Source organism: bacterium, assembly GCA_040755755.1.
In the GTDB taxonomy this organism is placed as follows: Bacteria; SZUA-182; SZUA-182; order DTGQ01; family DTGQ01; genus DTGQ01.
On record JBFLZW010000055.1, the window covers coordinates 69,342 to 81,923 of the forward strand.

At 50.4% G+C, this 12,582-nt stretch carries 8 protein-coding genes and 1 pseudogene; 5 read left to right on the top strand and 4 right to left on the bottom strand.

Annotated features, from left to right (window positions below; genetic code table 11):
• Positions 1–113 precede the first annotated feature (113 nt).
• The 4 genes from AB1611_16940 to AB1611_16955 all read right to left on the bottom strand — a co-directional run bounded on the left by AB1611_16940 (position 114) and on the right by AB1611_16955 (position 6,018).
• The gene (locus AB1611_16940) at positions 114–1,775 is read right to left on the bottom strand and encodes a pyridoxal-dependent decarboxylase (protein ID MEW6381273.1); all 1,662 of its coding nucleotides are present in this window, start codon (positions 1,773–1,775) and stop codon (positions 114–116) included.
• A gap of 189 nt (positions 1,776–1,964) precedes the next feature.
• Positions 1,965–2,642: a dienelactone hydrolase family protein gene (locus tag AB1611_16945; GenBank protein ID MEW6381274.1), complete on the bottom strand. Its 678-nt coding sequence runs from the start codon at positions 2,640–2,642 to the stop codon at positions 1,965–1,967.
• 62 nt (positions 2,643–2,704) lie between these two features.
• Complete coding sequence (locus AB1611_16950; protein ID MEW6381275.1) at positions 2,705–4,870, bottom strand: amylo-alpha-1,6-glucosidase; 2,166 nt, start codon at positions 4,868–4,870, stop codon at positions 2,705–2,707.
• A gap of 44 nt (positions 4,871–4,914) precedes the next feature.
• Complete coding sequence (locus AB1611_16955; protein ID MEW6381276.1) at positions 4,915–6,018, bottom strand: glycosyltransferase family 4 protein; 1,104 nt, start codon at positions 6,016–6,018, stop codon at positions 4,915–4,917.
• A 132-nt stretch (positions 6,019–6,150) separates the two neighbouring features.
• On the opposite strand from AB1611_16955, the pseudogene AB1611_16960 reads away from it, so the two are divergent.
• From AB1611_16960 to AB1611_16980, 5 genes and pseudogenes are all read left to right on the top strand, one after another.
• Positions 6,151–6,285: pseudogene (locus AB1611_16960) on the top strand (type II toxin-antitoxin system HicB family antitoxin).
• A gap of 146 nt (positions 6,286–6,431) precedes the next feature.
• Positions 6,432–8,051 (top strand): ABC transporter substrate-binding protein, encoded by a 1,620-nt coding sequence (locus tag AB1611_16965; protein MEW6381277.1) that lies wholly within the window; start codon positions 6,432–6,434, stop codon positions 8,049–8,051.
• Between the two features lie 141 nt (positions 8,052–8,192).
• The gene (locus AB1611_16970) at positions 8,193–10,175 is read left to right on the top strand and encodes a TonB-dependent receptor (protein MEW6381278.1); all 1,983 of its coding nucleotides are present in this window, start codon (positions 8,193–8,195) and stop codon (positions 10,173–10,175) included.
• Between the two features lie 261 nt (positions 10,176–10,436).
• Complete coding sequence (locus AB1611_16975) at positions 10,437–12,137, top strand: ATP-binding protein (GenBank protein ID MEW6381279.1); 1,701 nt, start codon at positions 10,437–10,439, stop codon at positions 12,135–12,137.
• 163 nt (positions 12,138–12,300) lie between these two features.
• The gene (locus AB1611_16980; protein MEW6381280.1) at positions 12,301–12,576 is read left to right on the top strand and encodes a hypothetical protein; all 276 of its coding nucleotides are present in this window, start codon (positions 12,301–12,303) and stop codon (positions 12,574–12,576) included.
• The last annotated feature ends 6 nt before the right edge of the window (positions 12,577–12,582 follow it).

Consider the following 12,582-nt stretch of genomic DNA (forward strand, 5'->3'; position numbering starts at 1 on the left):
TTTCCCTCACCTGTTATGACACTCACATTAGGGTTCTGATAAGAGTGCTTATAGTGGGAAATGATACCATGCTCACGGCCTGCTGTCAAATAAAAGGGGAAATATTTGCCCCGTCAAACCTGCTCCCTGATACTGGCGACCTGCCGGGCTACGGTTTCCACGGCATCCAGGCCGGTCCAGGGGCTCATGATAAACGACTTGATGGCTGCTATCGGGGGCCGGTCATCGTAGCTTGCATACCGGTAGGCATCCGTCCAGGATAACAGGACGCCTTTCCCGGCCATCGCGCGGTCATGGATGCGTTCAAAGATGCCGCGATTATAGGTATTGTGCTCTTCAAGCTGCCTGCGGTATTTGGGGTCGGTCTGCTCACGCAGGAAAGCCTCGTGCGGATCAACTCCATCAGGATAAACCCGAAAGAGAGTAACCGGACCGTAGTTGTAATCATTGAGCACTTCGACAAAGGGATAATTCTCCAGCCGCTCCCGCAGCATCTCAGACATTTCCACCACGTGCCCGATTATGGTCCGATACCCCTGCTTGCCAAGAAGCCTGATATTAGCCAGGGCAGCCAGGGCACTTGCTCCTGAGCGTGAGCATTCCAGGGTAAAAATCCCCGGATTATAATGGCCGAAACGGTAGAGGTAAGGCATCTGTTCAGGATCACGGCTCAGGAGGTTCAGGTCATTCCTGTTTTTGACCACCAGCGCACTGGAAAGATAGGGTGCATAGCCGGTTTTATGAAAGTCGATACCAAGACTGTCAGCCATTGACAAGGCACTGATCCGCTGGACTGAGTCACGGAGCGAACGGAGTGTCCGTGCACGAAAGCCGAGAGAGTTGGTTTGAAAGTCATAATCGCGAAAGGCCAGCCATGCCCAGCCGATAACCGAATCGGCATGGACATGCGGCGGATGCTCCAGGTTATACTCAGCGGCCAGTTGATCTCTCAGATGGACGATGGCGGCCAGATCATCGATCCCGAACGCATCGGTCGTGCCCAGTGTGGCGATAATGGCAGCGATCTTCTCTCCATGCTCGAATGCGCGGCGAAGATAATTTTCAAGATCGATCAATGACATCTCATTATTTCCGGTTGATGGTATCGGCACTACATTTCTGGTGCCGATTCCCAGCCAGCCGGCAACATTGAGCCGCGTGTAGTGCGAAGCTTCGGAGGTCACGATCTTGACATCCTCACGCACTCCGTCATGCATGGCCCGGCCGCCAAAGAGCTTTTCAAGACCCATCTTGCAGCCATAGAGGATCGTGCCGGTGCCGCCGAAGGTGAAGACGCCGCCAGCCTGCTTTGAATCATAGCCGATAAGGTCGCAGAGCATGGCAATGGCCTGGACTTCGGCCTCCGCGAACCGGCCCGAGTATTCATCGGAGAGGATGTTTGGATTATAGATGGCGCTGGCCATAAAGGCCATGATGCTCGGCATGGTCGGCGGAGCAATGACCTGGGCCTGACAGTTCGGATGTGCCCAGATGATCATACTCTGGCAGTAATCGGCCAGAAGCCCGGTCATCTCTTCCACTGAACTGATCTTTTCCGGAAAACCCTTTTCGAAACTGTTCTCATACCGCCTCTCCTGCTCCAGGCCCAGAATCGGGGCCGCGGACTTGAGACTGTCAATCCGGTCGAGAAAATTGGAGATCGTATGAACGAAGTAGCCATCCATGATGGGATTGGATGTTGGCACGGGGAAAAAGGTTTTCAGTTGTTCAAGAATATCAGCATAGTGCTGCCATGCTTTTGGTCCATTGGGCATAATGCCTCATTCTCCTTAAAAAACAGTGATCAGTGGTCAGTGGTCAGTAAGAAACTGAAAACTGATAACTCAAGCGTTTTTCACTCTCTCACTCTCCAACACTCCCACTCCTCTGCTTTTCTCTGTGTTTCTCTGTGCCTTCTGTGTCTCTGTGGTATCCTTTGCCTTTTGTCTTTTATCTCTTGCCTTTTATTCGGCCACAGTTCCATCCAGGTAGTGTTTAAACCAGCGGGTTGCCAGCCGTGCAACTTCCTCCAGTTTGCCGGGCTCCTCGAAGAGATGGGAGGCACCGGGAACAATCACCAGTTCTTTTTCTCCTTTCAATTCAGTATAAGCCTGCCGATTCAGGAGGATAACGGGCTGGTCCTTTCCTCCGACGATGAGCAGAGTAGGCACGCTTACCTGCGACAGCACAGGAGAGGCCATGTCAGGCCGGCCACCTCGTGATACCACTGCACTGACGGCAGAGGAACCAAGGATGGCCGCCGCCCGGAGTGCAGCCGCTGCTCCGGTACTGGCACCGAAATAGCCGATCCGCATTCCCTGAATTTCCGGCCTCGCTTGCAGCCACCGGGTCGAGGCAACCAGTCTCTGAGTCAACAGTTCGATATCAAAGCGCCTTTCATAGGCTTCATCTTCCGATTCGGTCAAAAGGTCAAATAACAGGGTGCCGATCCCCTCCTGGCGCAGCACCGAAGCCACGTAGTTATTGCGGGGGCTCAGCCTGCTGCTCCCGCTGCCGTGCGCAAATACGACCACGCCACCCGCCCTCTCCGGTACCGCCAGAGTCCCCTTGAGACTCACGGTATCAACAGGGATTGTGACCTCCTTCCCTCCCTGACTTTCTGCCTGGTTATCCCGTCTCATAGCTTCCTCCTCTTCTTCTGCTATCCCTTGATTTCATGGATGGATCAGTGAACGGCTACAGCTCATTTAATAACGATAACTTCAACAGTACCCTCCCGGCGCAGCACAACGACGCCCACGTCCTCGACATACCGCCTGATCGAAAGATCGATCGATGCCCCTGCGACCTTGAGGTTTTTAATCTCAACCTCCTCAAGAAATTCCGGCAGAACGGGGTAATAAAAGCAGACCTGGCCTGCCGGAGCATTGATGGACAGCCCAAGACAGGATTGCAGAAGCAAAAACACCGCGCCGATAGCCCAGGATTGCGGCGCACAGGCGACAGGGTAGAGAGTCGGGCCTTCGCCCGGTCTGCGGACAAATCCGCAGAACAGTTCCGGCATGCGGTGAAGATCCATGAAGAGGGTAGCGTCAAGAAGGCCGGCGATGATCTTGGGAATGGATCCATTCAGTTTGTAGCGGGACAGTCCATAAGCAATAAGGGAATTATCGTGAGGCCAGACAGAGCCATTATGATAGGACATGGGATTATATCGCGATTCCGATTCAGCCACGGTCCGGATACCCCAGCCGGAAAAAAAAGCGTCGCCAAGAAGGGCCTCGGCAATACGCCAGGCACGCTCATCGCTGGCAATGCCGGAAAAGAGGCAATGACCGGCGTTGGAGGTACGGACCCGGCACGGGTTCTTTTTTCCATCCAGAGCAAGGGCATACGTGGAGAGGTCCTCACACCAGAATGCCTCCTCGAAGCGGTCTCTGAGCGTCTGCGCCTGGTGCAGGAGCATCTCGGCCTTTTCGGTATACCCCAGAACGGAGGCTAGATAAGCAGCTCTTCGCCTGGCATCGTAAACATACCCCTGCACTTCGCAAAGGGCAATCGGACCTTCGGCCAGGGTTCCGTCGGCATGAAAGACAGCATCATGGGAGTCTTTCCAGCCCTGGTTGATGAGTCCTTCGTGGGTGCGGCGCATATACTCCACGAACCCGTCCTTATCCTGGTCGCCATATATATCGATCCATTCAAGAGCCAGCTCGATATTGGGCCAGATGGATTGAATAAATGCCTGATCCCCGGTCCGCTCATAATAGGCTCCGGCCAGGATAATAAAGAGCGGGGTTGAATCCACACTGCCGTAGTAGCGGCCAAAGGGAATTTCTCCCAGAGCGGCCATCTCCCCCTTGCGGGTCTCGTGGAGAATCTTGCCGGGCTCGGAATCCCGGTGAGCGTCGGTTTCCCTGGCCTGTATGGAGGCAAGACAGGCCAGGACTCCCCGGGCAATATCAGGGTTAACCACAAGCATCTGGAAGGCTGTGATGATTCCATCCCGGCCAAAAGCCGTGCTGTACCAGGGAACGCCTGCATACGGGTAGAGTCCCTGCGGTGTGGCAGTGACCATCATATAAAGATCAGCCTGGGAGCGATTCAGCCATTCATTGAATTGCTCATGAGAGGTTTGCACCTTGCAGAACTGGGACCGTATGCCTTTCAGGGACTCTGCTGCCTCAATCCAGGCACTTTGGTAGGAATGAGGCACAAGTCTGCCTGCACTGCAGGTGCAGCACACCGTCATGAAAACTATGGCCGACTGCTTCGGCTGGAGGCATACCTGAAAGCGCGCCTCGGATGAGGAGAGCCAATCCGGCCGCGGGAAGAATTCGATGTGCGTCTGCCGGATTATTCCATCGAGGCCCTCATACGAAAGGACAACCCTCGATCCCTCAACCTGGTCATCCAGCCTCCTGCCCCTTCGCTCCCTGACCATGCCCCGGACTTCGAAAATATCGACAAAATCCGCATCGAAGCACAAAGAAAAACTGATCCTTACCTCGGTAAGACCATAATTCGATAACCTCAGACGCTCGTAGCTTGCACCCTGCCAGAGAAATTTGGAGCGGAAGATATGTAAACAGCCCCGCGGGACCACTATCTCATCATTAACCAGAATGTCGAGATTGGTCAGATCTACAGCCAAAACCTCGTTGGTTTCCCTGATAGTCGAGCTGAGAAGCAGAGGACGGTTTTTGCCCAGACGAAGCTCCAGGCGGGAGAGAAACCGTGTCCCCTCATGATAGATACCCTGCTCGCAGCTTCCCAGACACAGAATATCCCCATAATGGTCAAACACGGCAAACGTCTCACCCTGCTTCAGAACCCGCCTGTTTTTTTCAGCCAGGGAAAATGTGGCCAGGATATAAAACTCATCTTCAACATGAATATTCTCTTCCAACGGTCCTCCTTCCTGTTTTCCAGCAGCCTCCCTGCATCTTGTGCTCACCCTGCCCCATCGGTGTTTTCCTGAATAAAGACAGCCCTGTTTTGCCTGAGATTGCCTTTCTGCTCAACAGCTTCCCGGGCATCTGTCATCCGCTGATAAAGCTTCAGATAGTCTTTGGCCAGGCGCCTTGCCGAAAAGCGCTCCTCAAAAACCTGGCGGCATTGCCGGCGGCTCAAGGCTGTGACTTGCCTGGTTGCCGCCACCGCCTCCTCCATTCCGTTCACCAAAAATCCCGTGACACCATCGTCGATAATCTCCGGAACAGAACCTGAACGATAGGCGATAACCGGAGTTCCACAAGCCATAGCCTCGATCATTACCAGGCCGAAGGGCTCCGGCCAGTCAATGGGAAACAGGAGTGCATAGGCGTTTCCCAGAAACTCGTTCTTTTCATGCTCTCCGATCTCGCCGATATAATCGGTCAGAGGATTCCTGAACAGAGGCTTAACCACATCGTTGAAATAGTCCATATTTGCCAGATCAACCTTGGCCGCAATTTTAATTTCCATCCCGACCCGCATAGCAATCTGAATTGCCCGGTCCAGCCGCTTTTCAGGTGAGATACGGCCAAGGAAGGCAAGATACTTGCCGTGCTCCTCACGAAAAGTATAGAGGTCTTCCGGCAGACCGTGGTAAATAGTACCCTGCCAGTTGATCCAGGGGAGCGGCTTGCGCTGGTTATCAGAGATGGAGACCACAGGCATTTCGCGGAATTCCCGATAGAGATCAAAGAGATCCGGAATATCCAGCCTTCCGTGCAGGGTACTGACATGAGGGATCTTAAACCGTCTCAAGGTGGGAAAATGGATATAGTCGATATGAAAATGTGCGATGTCAAAGTGATCAGCCTCCTTGAAGACCTGCTCCAGCATCAGTACATGATGAGCCATATAGTCCTGGCATTCCCTGTTCAGCCTCAGGGACCGTTTACAGGGAGCGATCAGGCGGGCTCTGGTGATTGAATCTCCACTGGCAAAAAGGGTCACTTCATGACCCTGCCGAATCAATTCCTCAGTAAGATAGGATACCACCCGTTCAGTCCCCCCGTAGTATTTCGGCGGAACGCTCTCAAATAACGGTGCAATTTGTGCAATATGCATAGCAAAACCTTATCTGATGATTTCCCGATCGCATCCTGAGTATTGCTCCATGAATCGGTATTGTCTGGCATTTTCAATTACTCCGGAGGGGAATTACCGGAAGACGGGCCAGGGAAAAGGGCTTTGTGAAAAAGCATTGAAGAAGCACGGGATAATCTTCGGGAGGCTTTGGAGCTGTTTTTCGAGTGCGCATCCCCGGAAGAAGTACAGCAACGCCTCCATGGGGAGGTTTTCGTCACCCAAATCGAGGCAGCCGTTGGGAGCTAGACTCAAGATTCCTGAGGGCTCCCTGCCAGCCCTTTCCTCCTGAATCTGTCCCGCCTTATTGACAGCCTCTCGGTTTAACTATATAATATATTAAACCTACTGGCTGCATTATTATCATAAACCAACATTTTTGCAGGTATACATGGATGCACAATAAAAAGCTGCTCATCCTGCTTGCCTTCCTCATTTTCTTTCTTGGCCAGATACCACACCATCAGTTGCCATGCTGTAATGATAGTAATCCTGCCAAACCTTTTGGAGGCACCCTTACCATTGGCCAGATTACCAGACCTGCCACCTTGAATCCTCTCCTGGAATACAGCGGCGTTTCGGCTCAGTTCATTGATATTGTATTTGATGGCTTGATCGATATAACGGAAAAAGGCGAGATACAACCATGTCTGGCAGCCTCCTGGAAGATAGGTGATGGAGGCAGGAAGTGGACCTTTCATCTCAGAAAAGGAGTAAGGTTCCATGATGGCCAGCCGTTCACTGCCGCTGATGTGGCATTCACTATCAATCTGTTGAGAGATCCTCACCTCAGGAAGGGATATAGTCAATTTTACCAGCAGATTACCAAGGTAGAGGCCAGGGATCCATATACGATCGACATTCACCTGATCAGCCCTTCAGCATCTTTTATTTATGGTCTGGTCTTAGGTATTGTTCCCAGGCACCTTCTGCAGGGGAGAGATATCCACAATACCCCATTTAACTATCAGCCAATAGGCACTGGTCCCTTTCGCCTCACTCAATGGTCTCCTGACAGGCTCGAATTCGAAGCGAATCAGGATTATTTTCTTGGAAGACCATATCTTGACCGGGTAGTAGTCAAAATATTTCAGAGCCAGGACAGTGCTTTGGCAAATTTGATGAATGGGGAGACCGATGCCTTTCAACTCTCTGATTCTGCTTCATATGATATGATAAAAAGGATTTCCTGTTTCAGGATTTACTCTGCCTTGATGCCTTATTACTATATTGTGGGATTTAATCTGGCTAATCCTCTCTTTCAGGACAGGAGAGTTCGCCAGGCCCTGAATTATGCAATAAACAGGGAAAGCATCATAAGAAAAGTTCTGAAAGAAAAGGGAATTGCCTCAGCAGGGACTATCCCTCCCTATTCATGGGCCTTTGATGCCAGGGTCAAACCATTCCCTCATGATACTCACAAGGCACTGGAATTACTGGCAGAGGCAGGCTGGAGGGATACCGATGGCGACTATATTCTGGATAAAGACGACAAGCTGTTTGAGTTTCAGCTTTGCCTGCCTGAAGGCCATGATGAACTTGAAGCAGTATCTTTACAAATTATGGACCAGTTATCGAATATCGGTATTTTGGTTAAGGCAAAAAAGCTGCCTCTGGAAATAATGAATAACGAGTATCTTTTCAGCAGGAAGTTTGATGCAGCCTTTATGTATATTTATTCTGGCAATGATCCGGATAATAACTATCAATTCTGGCACTCATCACAGATCGGGAACGGGTTCAACTTCTTCTCTTACCGTAATCCCAGGATCGATCAATTGCTCGACCAGGGCAGAATCGCCATAGACCAGGAGCAGAGAAAAGATATCTATTGGCAATATCAGGCCAAGATGAAGGAAGATCCTCCCGGTATATTTCTTTTCTGGCAGGAGTATTTCCTTGGCGTGCATAAACGGTTCCAGGGGATACAGCTTTCTCCTTATATGGGAGTCAGTGATGGTCTTCGTCTGTGGTATATATCCATGGATGAGCGGCACCCGGATGAAAAATTCTGAAGCTTTTTCAATGTCTTGATTTCCTGAATACTGCCCTGTATACTGGGAATTATATAATTCAGTTTGAAACGTTTTACTTTGGATGATAATTGGTTCAATTTTGATTATAAAACTTCCTGGGGGAGGAGAAAAAAAATACCTATGAAAATAAAAACTTCAATCTGCCTGCTCCCTGGCTTCTTATACCTTTGCCTTTGCCTGCTCCCGCTGCCAGCGAGAGCTGAAAAAGTATGCCAGCTTGAACCCGTTATCGTCTCTGCTGACCGGATTCCCCAGTCCGGCAGCAAATCCGCCACATCTATCACCCTCATCACCCAGGAAGAACTGGATGAGAAGCGCCCTGGCCGAGTCGATGAAATTCTGCGTGGATCGCCAGGCATTGCCATCAACAGCTCCGGCACTACGGGTGAAACCATCACCATCCGTTTGCGGGGGAGCAATAGCAATCAGACCCTGGTCTTGTTCGATGGCATGAAAGTCAATTCTCCCTGGGATGGCGCCTACGGAGAATGGGGAAATACGGACCTGGCAGACATTGGCCGGATCGAAATCCTGCGAGGTCCCCAGAGCGAACTTTACGGCTCGGAAGCCATGGGCGGAGTGGTGCACCTTTTTACCAAGGCAGGAAAGGAAAACCGGGGCGCTGCTTTCTCTGTCGGTGGTGGAAGTTTTGGGAACCTGAAGGAATCACTGGAGTATGGCGGAGGAGGGGAAAAGGTAAATTATCTTCTTTCAGCAACCGTGCAAACAAATTCACAGGGGCAGTTTGATCATGATGCCTATTGGAATAAGGGCCTGACCGCCAGAGTTGACTGGCAGGCCGCGAATTCTTTGTCCCTCAAGGCAATCTGCCGCTATTGGGAGGCAAAAAAAGAGCTGGCGGTTAATCCGGAAGGCAAAATCTCCTCAACCCAGTATACTTACTTCCGGGATGAGAAGGGAGTCCGGCGTGACCGCTTCTCTCAGCAGGTTCTGTCTGCTGAAGGGGATGCTGGTGACTTTTGGCACTATAAGGTAACCCTGGGAGCTTTACACGACCACTACCGAACAGAAAAGGGAAAATATGCTAAACCTGCGGAACTATCGATCAATGATGTCTCAAGTGATCGGCTGATGGCCGCAACACAGCTTGATTTTTTCTGGCCTGCCTTACCCGATATTTTAGATAATACCCTCAGTACGGGGCTCGATTATGAGCAGGAGTCCGTGGATAGCCTTGCCCTGACGGAAACCAACGGTAAGCCAGACAGTAAAAAGGTCATCGATAAAAACCGCCATCAGGTATCCCTCTTTTTCCAGGACCGGCTCGAAATTCATCCCTTCCGTGACATCCTGACTATTATCCCGACTGCCGGACTTCGCTGGGACAATAATTCGGTCTATGGAGATGTTGTAAGCCCGCGCATCAGTGCATCCCTCTCTCTTGATCCAACAGGGACTCGTTTTAAGGGCAGTTGGGCACAGGGATTTCGTGCTCCTACCTTCAAAGAATTATACTATCCCCAATACGGGAATCCGAAGCTTGAACCCGAACGGAATGACAGCTATGAGGCGGGTGTGGAGCAATCCATTTTTAACGTCCTTACTATCGGATGTACCGGGTTCTTTACGAAATATAAGGATCTTATTACCAGAACCCCTTCAGGTTTTTATAATATCAGTAAGGCCACAGCCAGAGGAATCGAAGGGGAATTTATGTATAACCCTTTCGCGGTACTTGGTTTTCAAGTCTCCTATACCTATCTCGACACAGAGGATGAGGTTCATCACCACGAAATCCCCGAGATGCCGCGGAATACCTGGAAAATAGCAGCGGACTACCAGCAGGGCGGATTCTCGCTTCAGCCTGTTGTTCAGATAGTCAGCAGTGAATACTCTCTGGCTTATCTCGATCCACCCAGTTCTTACTACGACCTTAAGGGGAATCTGATGCAAAAACATAACGCTGGTTATACACGGGTCGATGTAACGTTCCAGTATAGAATTCCTCCCCGGCTCACATTGGCAAGTCAATGGCGGTTGTTTACCCGGATTAATAACCTGTTGAATGAGAAGTACTATGAGGTTCAGGGACTTCCTGCACCCGGGATTAATTTCCTGACCGGAATTACGGGGACATTCTAATATTACAACGAGACATGGAAGAATGATCTCCCGCAGAGACGCAGAGGCGCGGAGAATGACCAAAAATGACATCCTCTGCGCCTTTGCGTCTCTGCGGGAGAAATACCAAGTAGCACAGAGATTCCCTCTTTCGCGGGAATGACGTTTTGGAAGTCTCGTTGTACTAACTCGACTCGGTCAAATTAGAGGTATTCAGCGATTAACCATAATCCTCACAAGATATCCACGAAGCTGATTTCTGTCCTGGTTCTCTCCGCCCTGGTGCCTCTCCTTATCTACGGGATTCTCTCGATCAGGACATCACGAAAAGCCTGTTTTGAATCCGTTTCAGATGGAAACAAATGGGTGGCCATCGGAACGGCTGATCAGATCGAGAACTATATAAAATATAACCTCTGTATTCTCCAGGGATTGGCAAATAATATTAATAGAATTTACCTGGATACCTGGCAAAAAGAGGTCATTATCAGAAATTTCGTTATCAATTTTGCCGAATTCCGGGAGATATCCATTCTTGACCGTAGCGGACTCGAGGTCGCCAGCAGCAGGCTGGAAGAAAAACCACGGGACAGATCAGGTGAGGAATCCTTTCAAATAGCCATACAGGGGAGAACCTATTTCTCCGAGGTTTTTATCTCTGACAACCTCGTGCCCTCGATGGTTATTGCCATTCCAATCAACACTACCGGTAACATTGAGGGGGTTATTATTGGAGAGATCGATCTTCCCGAGATGTGGGACTTGATCGACAGGGTCAGAATCGGAAATAAGGGAGTTGCTTTCGTGGTTTCCCGTTCGGGCTTACTCATCGCTCATGGAGATGATGAGCGAAAGCCGGATGTCTTCAGGCAGAAAAATCTGCGGCATCTTCAAATAATCAAAACCGTCCTGCAGGGGAAAACCGTCACTCTGACCTATACCAATGATGCCGGTAACGAGGTATTGGGGACCGGCCATCCCATGAAGCTCCTGGGCTGGGGAGTGATTGTCGAGCAGCCTGCCGGTGAGGCATTCATGATCGCCACCAGAATGAGCCGGGCCTTATCTGCATTGATAATTCTTTTCCTCGTGGTTATGATTACCCTGGGGATTATCGGCGGGAAACGGGTAACGGGTCCTATCCATGAGCTGATCGAGGCCACCAGGGTTATCGCTTCCGGGGATCTGAGCAGAAAGGTGATGGTCTCTTCCCAGGACGAATTCGAGGAACTGGGAAATTCATTTAATCTGATGACCGAGAAACTGGCCGGGCTTCAGGAGGAGATCCGCCTCAATGAACGATTGTCAATTTTCGCCAGACTGGCGGCCGGCCTGGTCCATGACCTGAAGCATCCGATCAAGAATATCGAAAACAGCAGCAATCTCATCCTGCGGCTCTATGACGATCAGGAATACCGGGAGGTTTTCCATAAAACAGTGCAAAAAGAATTCAGCAACATCAACCGGTTTCTGGAAGACCTGCATAACCTTACCCGCCCGGCCCCTGTTGTTCCTGTAGAGTTACATGTCGAGGCACTCCTCAAGGAAATGGTCAACCTCTACCGGGATGAGACCAGTCAGAAGGGGATTGAATTACGGCTCATCTGCCAGGCTCAGGATGTGCGGATATCGGCTGACAGGTTCCTGCTTGAGAGAATTATCAGAAACCTGATGACAAACGCCATCGAAGCCATGCCCAGGGGCGGCCTCCTGCGGATTACCTTAAGCAGGGATGACAGATTTGAGCTCAGACAGGCGATGGCCAAAATATCAATAGAAGATACCGGGGTGGGGATTCCCAGAGAGCGAATCGATACCATTTTTACCGACTATGTCACCACCAAGAGAAGAGGACTGGGGCTGGGGCTGGCCATAACCAGAAAAAATGTCCTGGAGCTTGGAGGGAGTGTGACAGTGAGAAGCGAGCCCGGCAAGGGGAGTACCTTTACCCTGGCTTTTCCTCTGGCTGGTGATCATTTATGAAAGTCATGGATATTGTCCGAATTCAGTTACACCGAGGGGGAATTATTTGTTTGACGATGTAATCATGAACGTATATATTTATATGAGGGAAAAGACTTTTCAAGAAAGAAGAAATTGAGAGATGGATTGAATCTCAAAAAGACGAAGCAAGGGTGGCATCGAAATGAAAAGCACAGAGGCAATAGAATTATTCAATATCTTTTCGGAGACTTGGGGGAAGGAAAAGGCTCAGGTAGTAGTAAAAGACATTGAGGCAATGATAGACTCCGAAAAGCAAAAGCTGGCCACTAAAGGTGATCTTCGGGAAGTAGAGTTGAGACTTACCAAGGAGATAGAGCAAGCAAAATCACGTGTTAGCAAGTGGGTTGTCGGCTGGATGGCCGGCCTTCTGATAGCTCAGACAGGGGCAATTGTCACCATATTTATGCTTCTCAAATAAAGTTGC

What these genes read in the sequence shown, in the direction of transcription:
- AB1611_16945 (MEW6381274.1), bottom strand. Translation starts at nt 2,642, where the DNA reads ATGAGACGGGATAACCAGGCAGAAAGTCAGGGAGGGAAGGAGGTCACA.
- AB1611_16970 (MEW6381278.1), top strand. Translation starts at nt 8,193, where the DNA reads ATGAAAATAAAAACTTCAATCTGCCTGCTCCCTGGCTTCTTATACCTT.
- AB1611_16955 (MEW6381276.1), bottom strand. Translation starts at nt 6,018, where the DNA reads ATGCATATTGCACAAATTGCACCGTTATTTGAGAGCGTTCCGCCGAAA.
- AB1611_16940 (MEW6381273.1), bottom strand. Translation starts at nt 1,775, where the DNA reads ATGCCCAATGGACCAAAAGCATGGCAGCACTATGCTGATATTCTTGAA.
- AB1611_16980 (MEW6381280.1), top strand. Translation starts at nt 12,301, where the DNA reads ATGAAAAGCACAGAGGCAATAGAATTATTCAATATCTTTTCGGAGACT.
- AB1611_16965 (MEW6381277.1), top strand. Translation starts at nt 6,432, where the DNA reads ATGCACAATAAAAAGCTGCTCATCCTGCTTGCCTTCCTCATTTTCTTT.